Raw genomic sequence first — 16,129 nt, forward strand, 5'->3', positions numbered from 1 at the left:
CTCAGTCCAGCAGGATCCGCACCGCACCATCCTCACCCGTGCGCTCGGCGGACATCCCGGCGCGTGCCGCGGTGCGGACCAGGGCGTCGTCCCCGGGAAGGCACACCGCCGAGAGCTCGGCGAACCGGTCCGCCCTGGCGAGCACCCCGAGCCGGGAGAGCAACGCGGTGCCGATGCCCTGACGCTGCCAGGCGTCCTCCACCAGGAGCGACACCTCGGCCGGGCCGCCCGCCGCGCCCGGGATCAGCTGGCCGAGACCGATCACCTCGCGTCCGCAGACCGCCAGCACACTGGCGCCGCGGGGCGGCACGAGCAGCCGGTGCAGCCATCGGCGCGGTACCGAGCGGACACCGGTGTGGTAGCGGCGGAACAGGGTGTTCATCGAGCAGCGCCGGTGGAGTTCGGAAACGGCACCGGCGTCGCCGGGGGTTCCCTTGCGCAGCACCACCGCGGCGCCGTCGGGCCGGTCGAGCACCACGGGCCCCGAAACGTTCTCCTCGACCGCGGTGAGCAGCCCGGTCAACGCGAGGGCCCGGGTGAGTTCGAGGTCGACGAACGGCGCCCAGCGGCGGCGTGCCACGAGCGCGGTATCGCGGTCCAGCGCGAACACGGCACGGTGGCCGCCCTCGGTCCGATCCGGATTCGCTTCGAGCACCGGGACCAGCGTGACGACGTCGGCGGTGAGGACGTCCTTCAGCACCTCGGCGACCGCCGCCGGGGTTTCCACCGCCCGCCTGGCCGCGCCGAGAGTCGTCGACGCCGAGTCCACGAGTTCGTGCACATCGGCGTCGATGACCGCCGAGCATTCGCAGCCCTCCTCACGCATCGCGTCGATCAGATGCTGCCGGGGCAGACCGGACGCCGGCCGCAGCACGATCTCGTCGAGCACCCCGCCCGGGACCGGCAGCACGCTCAGTCCGAGGATGTTGCACTCGAGATCGGCGAGCCGGATCGCGATCCGGGCGAGCGTCCCGGGATGGTCGTCCATCCGGATCCGGACCCGCCACGCCGAGGACGTGGTTACCGGCTGCTCCGTCACGACGCGGCGGAGCGGGTGAGGCCGAACTCGAGAGGTTTCCATGCCCCCACGGTCCCGGCGGCTTGTTGCCGTACCACGGCGCCCTTGTTTCGCCCTTGTCAGCGTTTCCGCAGGCCACGCAACCCGGCCGAAACACACCGACGGCGTTCAGCGGGCCGTCAGTACCCGAGCCAGTTCTAGTCAACGTGACATTGACTGACTACGGAGTTTTTGAGAAGGCCCTTTCGTACTGTTCATACCGCCCGGGAGGTTTTTGGCTGAGCTCGGAGCGGACAAGACAGCGACCAGTAGTGCCGCGCAAGCAGCGACGACCATGCTGACCAGCTGGAAAAGGTTAGGCGACTCGTGGAAACCGGCCGCCGCGGCCGCGACCACCACGATGCTCGAGATGACGGTCAGCGTTACCCGGTGAGCCCTGCCGATGCCGCGTTCCGGCCCCTTCTCCACGTAGCCAAGACTGCCAGACACCGACAGCGCTCCGCGAGGACGGGCGTGGCTCAGCGGGCCATCAGGACGCAGAATTCGTTGCCCTCCGGATCGGCCAGCACCCCCCACGGCACCTCGCCCTGGCCGACGTCGGCGGTGGCCGCCCCGGCCTCGATCAGGCGGGTGACCTCGGCGCCGAGATCGTCACCGCGGAACGGCGCGACGTCGAGATGCAACCGGTTCTTGCCCTGCTTGACGTCGTCGTTGCGCAGGAACTCCACCCACGGGCCCACGCCCGACGGCGCCTGGAGACCGACGATCGTCTCCTCCCTCGCCGCGATCGGCCACCCGGAAGCAAGCGCCCAGAACTCCGCGAGCGCCGCCGGGTCGCCGGAATCGACGACGATCGACGCCACCGCCCCCGAGCGCGCGTACTGCTCCCGGGGTTCGAGCACGCAGAACTCGTTGCCCTCCGGATCGGCCAGCACCACCCACGGCACGTCGCCCTGGCCGACGTCGATCTTCCGTGCCCCGAGCGACAGCGCCCGCCCGGCCACCTCCGCCTGGTGTTCCGGCGTCCGGCTCGCCAGATCCAGATGGACGCGGTTCTTCCGCGTCTTCGCTTCCGGCACCGGCGCGAAGACGAGGTCCAGGCCCCAGCCCTCCCCTGCCGGGGCCCGGACGTCCACCTCGCCGGGCAGGTCCACCGCGACGCGCCAGCCGAGGAACGTGGCCCAGAACCGGGCCAGCTCCCCGGGATCCGCCGCGTCCACGGTCAGGTTCACCAGGCGAGTGCTCACCCCCGGAACGCTAGCGGCCACCCCCGACAGTTCCCGGACATGCTTCCCCACACTCCGGGTCCTTCATCGGGTGGCGAGCCGCAGCAGCGCCCACAGCTGGGCCGCGAGGTCACGGCTGCCGCGCACCGACACCGCGCTCGGCGAGGCCCTGCCCCACAGCCAGAGAAAAATCCGCTGAGGGTGGCCCGACACGACGTCGTCGGCCCGCTCGGCTTCCTCGGGCGAACACCGCCAGGCGACCAGTTCCTCGGGCCCGGCCCGCGCGATCCAGCTGTGCCCGCCGGTCAGCACACCGACCGACCCCGTCCTGGTCCCGGTGAGCCCGAGCATCGGCAGCTTCTGCCCGAACCACAGCGCCAGCGCCTCGTCGATCCCGTCGAGCGCGATGTCCTCGTCGATCACCGGCGCGGCCTGCCCGGCCGCCTGCTGGGCGTCCGCCCGGTGCACGACCGTCTCGTGCAGCATCCGGCGCCGCCAGAACCCATAGGTCCGGTCCACCGGCCACCAGGTGTCGGCGTGGGTTTCCGGGTCGTGCGCGGCCAGTTCCTCGATCAGTCCCAGCCGCGCCGCCGCGAAGAACTCCGCCAGCGACTGCCCTTCGGCCGGATCGCTCTGCCAGGCGTCCGGCCGGCGGCCGTCCAGCAGCCACCGCCGGACCATGCGGTACACGCTCCCGACGTGCCGGACGACCTCGCCGAGCGACCAGCCGGGGCAAGCGGGGACCGGCGCGTCGGCCGAGGCGGTGCCCAGCGCTTCGCCGAGCACCAGGCTCTCGGCGGACAGCGCCTCCAGTATCCGTTTCTGGTGGAGGAGGCCATGCTCACGCGACATGGGCTTCCCCGGTGATCGGCAGGCCGTGGACCACGCGCCGGACCAGCTCCAGGAACATCGCGGCGGCCCGCAGCAGCCCGGCGGCCAGCTCCGGGGTCACCTTGCCGGTGATCCCGGCCTGCGCGGCCGCGCGGGTGGCCGAATTGGCCGCGAAGAAGGCGGACCACTCCTTCAGTTCGGGGGCGACGGCGTCGAGCAGGACCCAGCCGCTGGCCGGGCGCGCCCGGCCCCGGTGCGGGCGGCCCCGCGCGGCGAGCACCGCCGCGGCGCCACGCAGCGCCGCCAGATAGGCGCCGACGAACCGCTCCGCCGGTTCCGGCTCCCGCTCGGCCTCGGCGAGACCGCGCCTGGCCTGCGCCAGGAGCCCGGCCGCCGCGGGCGGAGCGGGCGGGCGCAACGGCATCGGCAGCGGGGCCTGCCCATTCTCGATCGAAGACAAGTCCATGGGAGACAAGGAATTCGCCGTGTCACGGCCTCCGGCCACGGCACGGTCCTGGGTCAGTTCGGTGCCGCGCTTCCACTTCGCAGCACCCTCTGCCGAAACGGACATGACGACCCTCCTCCAGCGCGAGTGCCCGGGGGTGCCCGGTGCCGAGACGCTTCCCCCGTCCCCGCGCCGGGCACCTGACCGGTGCGCGCTCACCAGATGTCGAACGTCTGTTCGAACAATTTCCAGAGTAACCCCGGACGGGCCGTTCGCTCAACCCCGGCGGCGGATTCGGGGCGTGGTGCACGACACCGGACCCGGCACGTGATCTCATTGAGGTCATGAGCAGCCTCGACCACCCCGCCGTCGCGAAAGTCGCCGCCGCGCTCGCCGAAGCCGGCCAGGCGGAAGCGGCCGACGGCATCCGGGTCCTGCCCGCGGAGGTCCGCACCGCGGCACAGGCCGCCGAAGCGCTGGGCGTCCCGGTCGCCGCCATCGCGAACAGCCTGATCTTCCGGGCCCGCACCGGCGACGCCGAGACGGCGCTCCTGGCGCTCACCTCCGGCGGCCACCGCGCCGACACCGATCGGCTCGCGCGGCTCGTCGGTGCCGACGAGGTGGGCAAGGCGGACGCGGACTTCGTCCGGGCGCACACCGGGCAGCCGATCGGCGGCGTCGCCCCGGTCGGGCACCCGGCGAAGCTGACCACGCTCGTCGACACCGCGCTCGAGGAGCACGCCGTGGTGTGGGCCGCCGCCGGACACCCCAAGTCGGTCTACCCCACGACGTTCGCCGGCCTGGTCGCGCTGACCGGGGGCATCCCGGCCGCGGTAGCCGCCGAGGGGGAGGATGGGCGGCCGTGACCGCGATGTCGTCCCGTGTCGCCCGCTACGTCCAGCTGACCGCGGACGAGTTCCGCGCCCGGCTGCCCGAGGCGCTGTCCATCTACGTGAACGCGATGCACTATCCCGAGGGCACCGCCGAGCAGCGCGCGCCGATGTGGCTCACCCACGCGCTGCGCGCGGGCTGGCGGTGCGTGGCCGCGCTGGACTCCGACGACGTCCTGCTCGGGGTGGCCTACGGCTACACCGGCCGTGCCGGGCAGTGGTGGCACGAACAGGTGCGGCACGGGCTGACCCGGCGGTCGGGCCCCGCCGAGGCCGACCGGTGGCTCGCGGACTACTTCGAGCTGACCGAGATCCACGTCCGCCCGGAGAACCAGGGCAAGCAGATCGGCGAGGACCTGCTGCGCAGGCTGCTCGACGGCGTGCCGAGCGCGAACGTGCTGCTGTCCACTCCCGAGGGCACCAGCAGGGCGTGGAAACTCTATCGCCGCCTCGAGTTCGCCGACGTGCTGCGGGACTACCACTTCGCCGGCGATCCCCGGCCGTTCGCCATCCTCGGCCGCGCGCTGCCGCTGGAGCCGCGTTAGCGGGGCCGCCCCGGCACGGCCCCGCCAAAGGTCAGCGTGGTTCGGGCCGCCAGTAGCCGACGACCAGCGCACCGGCCAGCAGTGCCGCCCCGCACCACGCGACGGCGCCGAGCCGTTCGTGGAGCAGGAGCACCGACAGCACCGACGCGGTCAGCGGTTCGAGCAACGCCGCCAGCGAGCCGAGCACCGGATGCGCGCCGGTCAGCCCCCGGAAGTACGCCGCGTAGGCCAGCGCCGTCGGCACGATCCCGAAGTAACACACCAGCGCGAGGACGTCCATGCGCGCGGGCAGCCCCATGCCGAACCACGCGGCGGCCGGGCTGAGCAGCACACCGCCTGCCAGGCAGCCGAACACCGTGGTGGGCAACGGTTCCAGGCCATCGACGGGGCGCGCGGTGACCAGCGTCAGCGCGACGAACCCGGCCGCGGCCACCAGGGCGAGCCCGATGCCCGCCGAGGTCCCGGCGGGGTCGCCCGTCCCGCCCGGCGACCAGCGCAGCAGGACCAGCCCGGCGACGGCACCGCCGACCGAGACGAGCGTCCAGCCGCGCGGGAACCGCCGCCCGCGCACCGCGTCGGCGATCGTGAGCAGGACCGGCACGGCACCGATCGTCGTCATCGTGGCGATGCTGACCGAACTCAGCGACACGGCGGCGAAGTAGCAGCTCTGGAACAGCGCCAGCAAACCGCCGACGGCGAGCAGCCTGCGGAACACCCCTGCGGTACGGGGAATTCCGCGTAATCCACCGGACAGCGCGACGTACAGGCCGCCGGCGAGACCGCCGACGAGCAGCCGGTACGTCGCGACGGACAACGGATGCAGGCCCGCACGGGAGGCGAGCAGCGAACCGGCGAGGCCGCCGGTTCCCCACAGGACACCGGCGAACAGCAGCGCGGCCGACGAGCGGGCACGCGCGGGCAGGGCAACGGAAACGGACATCGGGAAACGCTCCAGCGTCGAAGGAAAGGGACGTTCGACGAGGCGGGGCGTGGGGAATCAGCGACCGGACCGGCCGGATTCAGCGGAACCGATGGGCAGCATCGGCCGCCCGCACGGCCGTTCGCCGCGCGGGCTCACACACCCCGCTCAGGAGGCGGGGGGTGGGGTGACGAGGAAGATCCGATGCACGGGCGGAACTTTAATCAGCCGCACCGACGAGCGGCCAGCGCTTTTCGCCGTGCCCGTGGTCACTCTCGCGGGGCCGTGAAGGACTCCTTACCGGCACTGAGCGCCGGTAAGGAGTCCTTCACGGCAAGTCGCGAACGGCACGGCGTCCCGAGGTGCCGGATGCGGGCCACCCACGGAGCAGCCGGTCAGTCCACAGTGGCCAGTTGGGCGCGGAGGGTGTCCAGGCCCATCCCGCCCAGCCGGAGCGCGTGGGTGTGGAACTGCTTGATGTCGAAGGCGGCGCCCTGCCGGGCACGGGCCTCGTCACGGGCGGCGAGCCACAGGCGCTCACCGATCTTGTACGCCGGAGCCTGGCCGGGCCAGCCGAGATAGCGGTCGATCTCGTCGCGGACGTGGGCCTGGTCGGTGACGGTCCGGGTGAGCATGAACTCCAGACCCAGCTCCGGGGTCCACCGCTCGCCCTCGTGGAACCCGGTCCCGGCCGGGATCTCCAGCTCCAGGTGCATACCGAGGTCGACCACGACCCGCGCGGCGCGGAAGAGCTGTTCGGACAGCATGCCGAGCAGGTCGCCGTCGTCGGCGAGGTAGCCGAGGTCCTGCATGAGCCGCTCGGAGTAGAGCGCCCAGCCCTCGGCGTGCCCGGAGGTGAAGGCCATGAGCCGCTGGTACTTGTTCAGCGAGGCCGACTGGTACACTGCGGTCGCGATCTGCAGATGATGTCCCGGCACGCCCTCGTGGTAGACGGTGCTGACCTCGCGCCAGGTGACGAACTCCTCCTTGCCGGGGGGCAGGGACCACCACATCCGCCCGGGACGGCTGAAGTCCTCGTTGGGCGGGGTGTAGTAGGCGCCGACGCCGCCGCCAGGCGGGGCGATCTTGCACTCGAGGCCCATCAGCGCGTCGGGGATGTCGAAATGCTTGCCCCGCAACGAATTCAGGGCTCCGTCGGACAGGTTCTGCATCCACGCCTCGAATTCGGCGCGGCCGCGTACGCGGTAACGGGGCTCGGCGTCGAGCACGGCGGCGGCTTCGCCGACGGTCGCGCCCGTCTTGATCCGGTTCGCGACTTCGCGCATTTCGGCCTCGATGCGGGAAAACTCGGCCCAGCCCCATTCGTAGGACTCGCGCAGGTCGAGCTCGGCGCCGATGAAGAACCGCGACCACAGCTTGTAGACGTCCTCGCCGACGGCGTCCTTGGCAGGGGCCCGCGGCGCCAGCTCGGCACGCAGGAATCCGGCGAACTCCGCGAACGCCTCCTGCGCGACGCGGGCGCCGTGGCCGAGGTCGGCGCGCAACGCGTCGCCGACTTCGCCCGCGTTGGCCACAAGTCCGGCGAAGAAGCCCTCTTCGTCCTTCAGCCCGGCCCAGGTTTCGCACTGCTCCGCGACCTTGCCGACCTGCCGCAGCGCGGCCACCTGCCCGGCTTCGGCCCCGGCGAGCAGGGAACGCCGCATGCCGGTCAGCGTTTCGGGCACCTTGCGCAGCCGCGCCGCGATGGTCGCCCACTGCTCGGGCGTGCCGGCGGGCATCAGGTCGAACGAAACGCGCAGTTCCTGCACCGGGCTCGAGATGACGTTCAGCGCCGCGACGTCCAGTCCGGCCGCGTGGATCTCCTGCTCCAGCCCGACACGCTCGGTGAACACCGCCTTCGCGGCCCGCTCCCCCGCGTCGCCGGGTTCGGCCGCTTCCACCGCTGCCAGTGCCCTCGCCCCGAGGGACGCTCTGGTCGCGTACCCGTCCGGCGAGTAGTCGGTCAGCTGGTCGTCGTGACCGGTGATGCCGAGGATGGTGGCCTGGACCGGGTCCGCGGCCGCGTAGTCGTCGACGTACCGGTCGCAGATCCGGTGCACGTCCTGTTCGGTGGAAGCCATGTCCGGCACGCTACCGGCCTGGTGGCGACCGGCGGAACGGACTTAAGCACGGGCCGGGACCAGCCCCAGCCTGGCCACCACCTCACGCGTGGCCTTGGACCGGTTGAACGTGTAGAAGTGCAGGTCCGGCACGCCTTCGGCGATCAACCGCTCGCACAGTTCGGTGATCGCGTCGATCCCGGCGGCGCGGAACGCGGCCGGGTCGCCGGACAGCGGTTCCAGCCGGTCGAGCAGCCGCTGCGAGGCGGGCGCGCCGGAGAGCTTGATCTGGGTGTGCAGGGTGCGCGGCGTGGTCAGCGGCATGATGCCGGGCAGCACCAGCGCGTCGCAGCCCGCGGCGGCCACCCGGTCCCGCAGCCGCAGGAAGTCCTCGGCCTCGAAGAACAGCTGGGCGATCGCGAAATCGGCCCCGGCACGGAACTTCCGGATCAGGTACTTGGTGTCGGACTCCAGATCGGCGGACCGCGGGTGCCCGTAGGGGAAGGCCGAAACCCCGACGCAGAAGTCGCCGAGCGAGCGGACCAGCTCGACGAGTTCCTCGGCGTAGGTCAGCCCCTCGGGATGCGGCACCCAGTCGCCGTAGACGTCGCCGGGCGGGTCGCCGCGCAGCGCCAGGATGTTGCGGACGCCGACCGCGGCGTACCAGCCGATCACGTTCCGCAGTTCCGACACCGAATGGTTGACCGCGGTGAGATGCGCCATCGGCACCAGGGTCGTCTCGGTGGCGACCCGCGCGATGCTGCGGATCGTCCCGTCCCGGCTCGACCCGCCCGCGCCGTAGGTGATGGACATGTACGCCGGGTCCAGCGGTTCGAGCTCGCGGATCGCCCGCCACAGCACGGCCTCGTCCGCCGTGTCCCGTGGCGGGAAGAACTCGATGGAAAAGGCGGGCCCGTCGCCCTGTAGCCGCTCGATCACCGACGTCATACCGGAAATGGTAGAGGGAAATGTCCGCCTCCTGGGAGTCCCCTCCCAGCGACTGGACTTGTTTTCGAGTCTCGCCCGAGGTGGCGCTGGGCTAGGCTCGGTCCGAGGGAGTGAGCATGAGCAGCGAGGACGACGAGAGCTGGGACGAACACGTCCGCGTGGCCGTCTACCGGGCGTTCGCGGCGTACGGGCGCCAGCCGACGGCGCCGGAACTGGCCGACGCGGCGGGCGGCTCACTCGCGGTCGCCAAACAGGCACTGCACCGGCTCGCTGACGCGCATCACCTCGTCCTCGACGACTGTGAACACGTCGTGCTGGCCCATCCGTTCGCCGCCGTTCCCCTCGGTTTTTCCGTGATGGGCGAGCACACCCTGTGGTGGGGCGGCTGCGCGTGGGATTCCTTCGCCATCCCGCACCTGGTCCCGCACGAGCCCGAGGTGCTGGTGGCCACCCGCTGCCCCGGCTGCGGGGAGCCGCACGCGCTGGTCGTCGGCCGCGACGCGCCGCCGGCAGGCGAACAGGTGGCGCACTTCCTCGTCCCCGCCGCGCGGATGTGGGACGACGTGCTGCGCACCTGCGGCAACCAGCGGCTGTTCTGCGCGGAGTCCTGTGTGGACGGTTGGCTCGCGGAAACGGGCCACGCCAAGGGCTACGTCATGGATCTCGCGACGCTGTGGCGGCTGGCGAAGGGCTGGTACGCGGGACGTCTCGAATACGGGTATCGCCGCCGGGAACCGGCGCGAGCCGCCGAATACTTCGCCGAGGCGGGCCTGCGCGGCGCGTTCTGGGAGCGGTGAGGGCCACATCCGGGGGCACCCGGCGCGGCGCCGGTCACACCCGTCGGTGAGGATGAACGGTATGAACACGCCCGTGTCCGACGCCGATCTGCCCGCCCACGTCGAGCGTGCGCTGGCCGGATTCCTCGGCCGCGCCGGCGCGGAGATCGTGCGCACCGAGCCGAGCGTGCACGCCGGGATCGAGGCGCTGAGCGGGTTCGTGCTCGGCGGCGGCAAGCGCCTGCGACCGACGTTCGCCTGGTGGGGCTGGCGGGGCGCGGGCGGGGATCCGGCCGGGCCGGACGCCGAGGGCGTGCTCCAGGCCGTGTCGAGCCTCGAACTGATCCAGGCGTGCGCGCTGATCCACGACGACCTGATCGACTCCTCGGACTCCCGCCGCGGCTCCCCGACCGTGCACATCGCCTCGGCGAAGCTGCACGCCGACCGCGGCTGGCTCGGCTCGCCCGCGACGTTCGGGCTGGCCACCGCCGTGCTGGTCGGCGACCTCGCGCTGGCGTGGGCCGACGACATGTTCGCCGACGCCCCGCTGCCCGCCGCCACGATGGCCGCCGCCCGGCCCGCGTGGCGCGCGATGCGCACCGAAGTGCTGGCCGGGCAGTACCTCGACGTCCGCACCCAGGCCACTGGCGACGCCTCGCCCGAAGCCGCGCTGAAGATCGACAAGCTCAAGACCGCCGCGTACACCGTGCAGCGCCCGCTGCACCTCGGCGCCGCGCTCGGCGGGGCCGACGACGAGCTCATCGCCACCCTGCTGGAGTTCGGCGGCGACGTCGGCGTCGCCTTCCAGCTGCGGGACGACCTGCTCGGGGTGTTCGGCGACCCGTCCGTGACCGGGAAACCGGCCGGGGACGACCTGCGCGAGGGCAAGCGGACGCTGCTCGTCGCGCTCGGCCTCCAGCTCGCGGCGGAGCGCGGGGACACCGCCACCGGACGCGTGGTAGCCGAAGCGATCGGGAACGCGGAGCTGACCGACACCGCCGTCGACTCCGTACGCGAGGCGCTCGAAGGCGTCGGCGCCGTGGCCGCCGTCGAGCGGCGCATCGACGAGCTGACCGGCACCGCGATGGCCGCGCTCGACCGCGCGCACCTGGCCGAGCCCGCGCCCGCGGCACTCACCGAACTCGTCGTCAAAGCGACCCAGCGGACGCACTGACATGCGCACGACCACCGGTCCCGGCGAGCACGTCGTGGTGATCGGCGCCGGGCTCGCCGGGCTCTCGGCCACCCTGCACCTGCTCGGCGCCGGCCGCCGGGTCACCCTGCTCGAACAGGACAAGGTCCCTGGTGGGCGAGCGGGCCAGCACGACTTCGGCGGCAATGCGATCGACACCGGCGCGAGCGTGCTGACCATGCCGGAACTGCTCGACGAGGCCTTCGCCGCGGTCGGCGAATCGTTGTCGGGCAACCTCACCCTGACGAAGCTCGACCCCGCCTACCACGCACGCTTCGCCGACGGCAGTTCGCTCGCGCTGCACACCGACGGCGAGGCGATGGAGGCCGAGATCCGCGCGTTCGCGGGCCCGGCCGAGGCGGCGGGATACCGCAGGCTGCGCCGCTGGCTGACCGAGCTGCACGCCGTCCAGCGCGACCACTTCATCGGCGCGAACTTCGACTCGCCACTGGATCTGGTGCGCCCGGAGCTGGTCAAACTCGCGCGGCTCGGCGGATTCGGCAGGCTCGGCCCGCGTATCGGCGAATTCGTGCGTGACGAACGGGTCCGGCGGCTGTTCTCGTTCCAGGCGCTCTACGCCGGGCTCGATCCGAACCGCGCGCTCGGCGCGTACGGCGTCATCGCCTACATGGACACGGTCGGTGGCGTGTACTACCCGGCGGGCGGGATGGGCGCCCTCGCCCGGACGATGGCCGACGCCGCCGGGCGCGCCGGGGCCGACCTGCGGTTCGGCACCGAGGCCGCGTGGCTGGAACGGGTCTCCGAGCGGGTACGCGCGGTCCGGACCCGGTCCGGTGAGCGGATCCCGTGCGACGCCGTCGTGCTCGCGACCGAACTCACCGCCGCGTACCGGCTGCTGGGCGCGCGGCCCCGGCGTCCGCTGCCCCTGCGGTTCTCGCCGTCCGCGGTGGTGCTGCACGGGCACGCCGGGCGCGCCTGGCCGGAGCTGGGACATCACACGATCTTCTTCGGGCGGGAGTGGGACCGGACCTTCGCCGAGATCATCCGCGAGGGCAGGCTGATGACCGACCCGTCGCTGCTGGTCACCCGCCCGACCGCGACCGATCCCGGGCTGGCGGGGGACGGCGGCCAGATCGTCTCGGTGCTCGCCCCGGCGCCCAACCTGCGGCGCGGGCGGATCGACTGGCCGCGGGTCCGGCACGCCTACCGCGACGAGCTGCTGCGCACGCTGGAAGCCCGCGGGCTCACCGGATTCGCCACGGACTTCGCGCTCGACGAGATGCTCACGCCGCACGACTGGGCCGAGCGCGGGCTGGCCGCGGGCACGCCCTTCTCGCTGGCGCACACCTTCACCCAGACCGGCCCGTTCCGCCCGGCCAACCTGGTACGGGCGGCGGGCAACGTCGTGCTGGCGGGCTGCGGGACGACCCCGGGCGTCGGCATCCCGCCGGTGGTGATCTCCGGGCGGCTGGCCGCCGAACGGATCACCGGACGGGTCGCTCGCCGGTGAGTGCCCGGGAGCTGGACGCGGCCGGGGTGCGCGGTCCGGCACTGCGGGCGGCCTACGCGGAGTGCGAGCGGATCAACGCCCACCACGGACGCACGTTCTTCCTCGCCACGCGGCTGTTGCCCGCCCACGCGCGGCCCGCGGTCCACGCGCTGTACGGCTTCGCGCGCATGGCCGACGAGCTGGTCGACAACCCCGAGCCGGGCACTGACCCCGCGGTCGCGCTGGACAAGGTCGCCGATCTGGTCGGGATCGTCTTCGACGGCGGCAGGCCCGGCGACCCGGTACTGGCGGCGCTCGCCGACACCGTCGCGCGCTACGCGCTGCGGCGCGAGCTGTTCGACGCCTTCCTCCACTCGATGCGGATGGACCTGACCGTCACCGAGTACGCCACCTACGCCGACCTCGCCGAGTACGTCCACGGTTCGGCCGAGGTGATCGGGCTGCAGATGCTGCCGGTGTTCGGCACGGTCGTTCCGTGCGCCGAAGCGGAACCGGCCGCGGCGGCGCTGGGCGAAGCGTTCCAGCTGACGAACTTCCTGCGCGACGTCGGCGAAGACCTCGATCGAGGGCGGCTCTACCTGCCCGCCGAGGAACTCGCCGCGTTCGGTGTCGACCGGGAATTGCTGGTCCACTGCAGGCGACGGCGGGTGTCCGATCCGAGGATCCGCCAAGCGCTCGCGTTCGCGGTGTCGAGGACGCGAGCGGTCTACCGGCGCGCCGAGTCCGGAATTCCCTTGCTGCGTCCCGAATCCCGGCCGTGCGTGCGCGTCGCGATCACGTTGTACGAGGGCATTCTCGACGAGATCGAGCGGCTCGGCTACGACGTGCTCCACCGCCGCGCCATCGTCCCGGCGCGACGCCGGCTCGTCGTCGCGCTGCCCCGTCTTATCCGGATGTGGGCACGCGGATCGTGACCTAGGCTAAGGATCATGACCACAGCATCGAACAGGCCCATCCGGATCGGCGTGCAGATCCAGCCACAGCACGCCGAGTACGCCGACATCCGCCGGGCGGCCAGCGAGGCGGAAAACCTCGGTGTCGACATCGTGTTCAACTGGGACCACTTCTACCCGCTCACCGGCGACCCCGGCGGCAAGCACTTCGAGTGCTGGACCATGCTCGGCGCCTGGGCGGAATCGACCTCGCGGGTCGAGATCGGCGCGCTGGTGACGTGCAACAGCTACCGCAACCCCGAACTGCTCGCCGACATGGCCCGCACGGTCGACCACATTTCGGACGGCAGGCTCATCCTGGGCATCGGCTCCGGCTGGTTCGAAAAGGACTACGACCAGTACGGCTACGAGTTCGGCACCGCGGGCGGCAGGCTCGACGACCTCGCCGAAGCGCTGCCGCGCATCGAGGACAGGCTCGGCAAGCTGAACCCCGCGCCGACCCGCAAGATCCCGACGATGATCGGCGGTGGCGGCGAGAAGAAGACGCTGCGGCTCGTCGCGAAGCACGCGGACATCTGGCACGGTTTCGGCGACCCGGAGATCGTCGAGCGCAAGGTCGGGATCCTCGACCAGCACTGCGCCGCGATCGGCAGGGACCCGGCGGAGATCGAACGCTCGGTCGGGGTGAAGGCCGGGCCGGACGAACTGGGACCCCGGCTGCGCGACCTCGGCGTCTCGCTGTTCACCGTCGAGGCCAACGGCCCCGCCTACGACCTCGAGCCTCTCAAGTCGTGGATCGCCTGGCGGGACAAGCAAAACGGCTAGTGGTCCGCCACGTGCGCCGAAGGCCACCTCGAGGAACCTGGAGTCGCTCGAGGTGGCCTTCAGCGACCTGGCATGCCGCGAACGGAAGATTCGGGACACCCCCGCACCCACCGCGCGTTCCCAGGGCCGTGAAGGACTCCTTACCGGCGCTCAGTGCCCGTAAGGGGTCCTTCACGGCACTCATGTCCACAAAGGACGGAGCCGCTTCGCCGCGAACGGAAGTTTCGGCACCCCCTGAGAGCCCCCGAATACGACCCTAGCGGCGGGGACCGACAGAACCGCGGCCACACGAAGCGGGCCAGTGGAGGTCGAGGTCCGCGGGGGCCTCCTCGCGGGACTCTGAGTCCTTCGAGGAGGCCCCCACGGAACGTCGCGAGGTCAGGCGGCCGCGTCGAAGAACCAGGCCACGGTGAGGGCGCCGGGGTCGATCACGCCGCGGGCGTGTTCGCCGACGTAGCTGGCCCGGCCCCGTTTGGCCAGCAGGTTTTCCGTGGACGCGGCGCCTTCGTGGGCGGCGGCCGCCGCCGCGGCGAGCGCCTTGCGGACGTCGTCACCGCGGGCCGCCGAGGCGGCGAGCGCCTCCGCGGCGGGCACCATCGCGTCCACCATGGTCTTGTGCCCGACCTCGGCGTTGCCCAGCCGGCGCACCGCCGCCTGCGCGTTGTCCGCCGCCGTGGCGAGGACCGCCACGGTCGCTTCCGCGCCGACGGCCTTCGCGAACTCCCGGAACCACATCCCGAACAACGGGCCACTGGTGCCGCCGGTGTGCAGGAAGGCGTTGGCCACCGCGGTGAACACCGCGCCCGGGGTCTCCGGCGCGTCCGCTTCGAGGTTGGCCGCCGCGCGCTCGACCGCGGAGCGCAGGTTCGTGCCGTAGTCGCCGTCGCCCGCGCGGCGGTCGAGTTCGGTCAGCTCATCGCCCCGGTCGCGCACCGCCGCGATGAACGCGTCGATCCAGGTCCGCGTCTCGGCCGTTCCGAACATGTTCCGCTCCTTCACCACGTCAGCGCCGGGGTCCGCACCGGCGCGTCCCACAACCCGGTCAGTTCGTCGTCGGCCCGCAGCAGGGTGATCGAGCACCCGCGCATGTCCAGCGACGTGACGTACGAGCCGACCAGCGACCGCGCGAGGACGATCCCCGCGTCGTCGAGGAAAGCCGCCAGCTCCCGGTGCACCACCGACAGTTCGAGCGCGTGCGTGCCGCCGAGCCCGTTGACGATCGCGAGCACGCCGTCGCCGCTTCCGAGGCCCAGCGCCTCGACGATCGGCGCGGCCAGCTGCGGGACCAGTTCGCGGGCGGGGCCGAAGGGGCGACGTCCGATGCCGTGCTCGCCGTGGATGCCGACGCCGAACTCGATCTCGTCATCGGGCAGCTCGAACGACGGCCGCGACTGGCCCGGCCGAGTGCAGGACGCCAGCGCGAGCGCCAGGGTGCGCGCCGACCCGGCGACGCGGGTGCCCAGCTCCACCAGCTCGGCCAGCGTGGCACCGCGCTCCGCCGCCGCGCCGCAGATCTTCTCCACCGCGACCACCGCCGCGGTCCCCCGCCGGCCCGGACCGCCCTCCTCCTGGCCGTCGGTCGCCAGATCGTCGTCGACGAGCACGGTGGCGACCTCGACACCCTCGTCGGCGGCCAGCTCGGCGGCGATGCGGAAGTTCAGCACGTCCCCGGTGTAGTTCTTGACGATCAGGAGCACGCCCCGGCCGCGGTCCGCGGCGCTGATCGCGGCCTTGATCTGGAACGCGGTGGGACTGGCGAACACCGCGCCCGGCACGGCCGCGTCGAGCATGCCCTCGCCGACGAACCCGGTGTGCAGGGGCTCGTGGCCCGAACCGCCACCGGAAACCAGCGCGACCTTCGGCGTCGTCACGCCGGTGGCACGCACGACGTAGGCAGGGTCCTCGTGCCACCGGATCAGGTCCGGATGCGCCCGCTGTAACCCCGCCAGGGCCTCGGGCACGAACTCGGCCGGGTCGTTGATCAGCTGCCGTACCGCCACGGGCGCCTCCTCGCGCATTTCGACCAGCGACTCGAACGACGTCGCCTTAACGACATAGTCGCAATGCATTCGACATTATCGAATGTGCGA

The 16,129-nt window shown here is 72.2% G+C and carries 16 protein-coding genes; 7 read left to right on the top strand and 9 right to left on the bottom strand.

The window, feature by feature from the left end; genetic code table 11:
- Position 1: 1 nt before the first annotated feature.
- From ACFW0G_RS18260 to ACFW0G_RS18275, 4 genes are all read right to left on the bottom strand, one after another.
- Positions 2-1,081 (bottom strand): GNAT family N-acetyltransferase, encoded by a 1,080-nt coding sequence (locus tag ACFW0G_RS18260; RefSeq protein ID WP_378326482.1) that lies wholly within the window; start codon positions 1,079-1,081, stop codon positions 2-4.
- A gap of 455 nt (positions 1,082-1,536) precedes the next feature.
- Positions 1,537-2,265 carry a VOC family protein gene (locus ACFW0G_RS18265; RefSeq protein ID WP_378326483.1) on the bottom strand — a complete coding sequence of 243 codons (729 nt, stop codon included), beginning with the start codon at positions 2,263-2,265 and terminating at the stop codon, positions 1,537-1,539.
- A 63-nt stretch (positions 2,266-2,328) separates the two neighbouring features.
- Positions 2,329-3,096 carry a maleylpyruvate isomerase N-terminal domain-containing protein gene (locus ACFW0G_RS18270; RefSeq protein ID WP_378326484.1) on the bottom strand — a complete coding sequence of 256 codons (768 nt, stop codon included), beginning with the start codon at positions 3,094-3,096 and terminating at the stop codon, positions 2,329-2,331.
- Entirely contained in the window at positions 3,086-3,541 is a 456-nt protein-coding gene (locus ACFW0G_RS18275; protein ID WP_378326485.1) for an SAV_6107 family HEPN domain-containing protein, read from the bottom strand. Before ACFW0G_RS18275 ends, ACFW0G_RS18270 begins: the two co-directional genes overlap by 11 nt.
- Positions 3,542-3,864: 323 nt before the next feature.
- On the opposite strand from ACFW0G_RS18275, the gene ACFW0G_RS18280 reads away from it, so the two are divergent.
- Together ACFW0G_RS18280 and ACFW0G_RS18285 are read left to right on the top strand one after the other, a co-directional pair.
- Complete coding sequence (locus tag ACFW0G_RS18280; protein ID WP_378326486.1) at positions 3,865-4,386, top strand: YbaK/EbsC family protein; 522 nt, start codon at positions 3,865-3,867, stop codon at positions 4,384-4,386.
- A 5-nt stretch (positions 4,387-4,391) separates the two neighbouring features.
- Entirely contained in the window at positions 4,392-4,955 is a 564-nt protein-coding gene (locus ACFW0G_RS18285) for a GNAT family N-acetyltransferase (RefSeq protein ID WP_378326522.1), read from the top strand.
- Between the two features lie 31 nt (positions 4,956-4,986).
- Here ACFW0G_RS18285 and ACFW0G_RS18290 read toward each other — a convergent pair whose 3' ends face one another.
- The 3 genes from ACFW0G_RS18290 to ACFW0G_RS18300 form a co-directional block, all read right to left on the bottom strand.
- Positions 4,987-5,895, bottom strand: a complete 909-nt coding sequence (locus ACFW0G_RS18290) for a DMT family transporter (protein ID WP_378326487.1) — start codon at positions 5,893-5,895, stop codon at positions 4,987-4,989.
- A gap of 374 nt (positions 5,896-6,269) precedes the next feature.
- Positions 6,270-7,955: a DUF885 domain-containing protein gene (locus ACFW0G_RS18295; RefSeq protein WP_378326488.1), complete on the bottom strand. Its 1,686-nt coding sequence runs from the start codon at positions 7,953-7,955 to the stop codon at positions 6,270-6,272.
- Between the two features lie 42 nt (positions 7,956-7,997).
- Positions 7,998-8,882: a methylenetetrahydrofolate reductase gene (locus tag ACFW0G_RS18300; protein ID WP_378326489.1), complete on the bottom strand. Its 885-nt coding sequence runs from the start codon at positions 8,880-8,882 to the stop codon at positions 7,998-8,000.
- 116 nt (positions 8,883-8,998) lie between these two features.
- On the opposite strand from ACFW0G_RS18300, the gene merB reads away from it, so the two are divergent.
- The 5 genes from merB (at position 8,999) to ACFW0G_RS18325 (ending at position 14,039) form a co-directional block, all read left to right on the top strand.
- On the top strand, positions 8,999-9,679 hold the full coding sequence (merB, locus tag ACFW0G_RS18305) for an organomercurial lyase (protein ID WP_378326490.1): 681 nt from the start codon (positions 8,999-9,001) through the stop codon (positions 9,677-9,679).
- Between the two features lie 61 nt (positions 9,680-9,740).
- Positions 9,741-10,832, top strand: coding sequence for a polyprenyl synthetase family protein (locus ACFW0G_RS18310; protein ID WP_378326491.1), 1,092 nt, complete (start codon positions 9,741-9,743; stop codon positions 10,830-10,832).
- A 1-nt stretch (position 10,833) separates the two neighbouring features.
- Positions 10,834-12,321 (top strand): phytoene desaturase family protein, encoded by a 1,488-nt coding sequence (gene crtI, locus ACFW0G_RS18315; RefSeq protein WP_378326492.1) that lies wholly within the window; start codon positions 10,834-10,836, stop codon positions 12,319-12,321.
- Entirely contained in the window at positions 12,318-13,235 is a 918-nt protein-coding gene (locus ACFW0G_RS18320; protein ID WP_378326493.1) for a phytoene/squalene synthase family protein, read from the top strand. The genes crtI and ACFW0G_RS18320 overlap by 4 nt, the downstream gene beginning before the upstream one ends.
- A 15-nt stretch (positions 13,236-13,250) precedes the next feature.
- Positions 13,251-14,039: an LLM class F420-dependent oxidoreductase gene (locus tag ACFW0G_RS18325; protein ID WP_378326494.1), complete on the top strand. Its 789-nt coding sequence runs from the start codon at positions 13,251-13,253 to the stop codon at positions 14,037-14,039.
- 378 nt (positions 14,040-14,417) lie between these two features.
- Here ACFW0G_RS18325 and dhaL read toward each other — a convergent pair whose 3' ends face one another.
- Positions 14,418-15,023: a dihydroxyacetone kinase subunit DhaL gene (gene dhaL, locus ACFW0G_RS18330; RefSeq protein WP_378326495.1), complete on the bottom strand. Its 606-nt coding sequence runs from the start codon at positions 15,021-15,023 to the stop codon at positions 14,418-14,420.
- Between the two features lie 11 nt (positions 15,024-15,034).
- Complete coding sequence (locus tag ACFW0G_RS18335; RefSeq protein WP_378326496.1) at positions 15,035-16,039, bottom strand: dihydroxyacetone kinase subunit DhaK; 1,005 nt, start codon at positions 16,037-16,039, stop codon at positions 15,035-15,037.
- Positions 16,040-16,129 lie beyond the last annotated feature (90 nt).

The organism is Amycolatopsis sp. NPDC058986 (genome assembly GCF_042741125.1).
Taxonomy (GTDB): Bacteria; Actinomycetota; Actinomycetes; order Mycobacteriales; family Pseudonocardiaceae; genus Amycolatopsis.

Bases quoted from the DNA above. Each gene is read 5' to 3' on its own strand.
- ACFW0G_RS18260 (WP_378326482.1), bottom strand. From the start codon at position 1,081: ATGGAAACCTCTCGAGTTCGGCCTCACCCGCTCCGCCGCGTCGTGACG.
- ACFW0G_RS18270 (WP_378326484.1), bottom strand. From the start codon at position 3,096: ATGTCGCGTGAGCATGGCCTCCTCCACCAGAAACGGATACTGGAGGCG.
- ACFW0G_RS18275 (WP_378326485.1), bottom strand. From the start codon at position 3,541: ATGGACTTGTCTTCGATCGAGAATGGGCAGGCCCCGCTGCCGATGCCG.
- ACFW0G_RS18280 (WP_378326486.1), top strand. From the start codon at position 3,865: ATGAGCAGCCTCGACCACCCCGCCGTCGCGAAAGTCGCCGCCGCGCTC.
- ACFW0G_RS18285 (WP_378326522.1), top strand. From the start codon at position 4,392: ATGTCGTCCCGTGTCGCCCGCTACGTCCAGCTGACCGCGGACGAGTTC.
- ACFW0G_RS18290 (WP_378326487.1), bottom strand. From the start codon at position 5,895: ATGTCCGTTTCCGTTGCCCTGCCCGCGCGTGCCCGCTCGTCGGCCGCG.
- ACFW0G_RS18295 (WP_378326488.1), bottom strand. From the start codon at position 7,955: ATGGCTTCCACCGAACAGGACGTGCACCGGATCTGCGACCGGTACGTC.
- ACFW0G_RS18300 (WP_378326489.1), bottom strand. From the start codon at position 8,882: ATGACGTCGGTGATCGAGCGGCTACAGGGCGACGGGCCCGCCTTTTCC.
- merB (WP_378326490.1), top strand. From the start codon at position 8,999: ATGAGCAGCGAGGACGACGAGAGCTGGGACGAACACGTCCGCGTGGCC.
- ACFW0G_RS18310 (WP_378326491.1), top strand. From the start codon at position 9,741: ATGAACACGCCCGTGTCCGACGCCGATCTGCCCGCCCACGTCGAGCGT.
- crtI (WP_378326492.1), top strand. From the start codon at position 10,834: ATGCGCACGACCACCGGTCCCGGCGAGCACGTCGTGGTGATCGGCGCC.
- ACFW0G_RS18325 (WP_378326494.1), top strand. From the start codon at position 13,251: ATGACCACAGCATCGAACAGGCCCATCCGGATCGGCGTGCAGATCCAG.
- dhaL (WP_378326495.1), bottom strand. From the start codon at position 15,023: ATGTTCGGAACGGCCGAGACGCGGACCTGGATCGACGCGTTCATCGCG.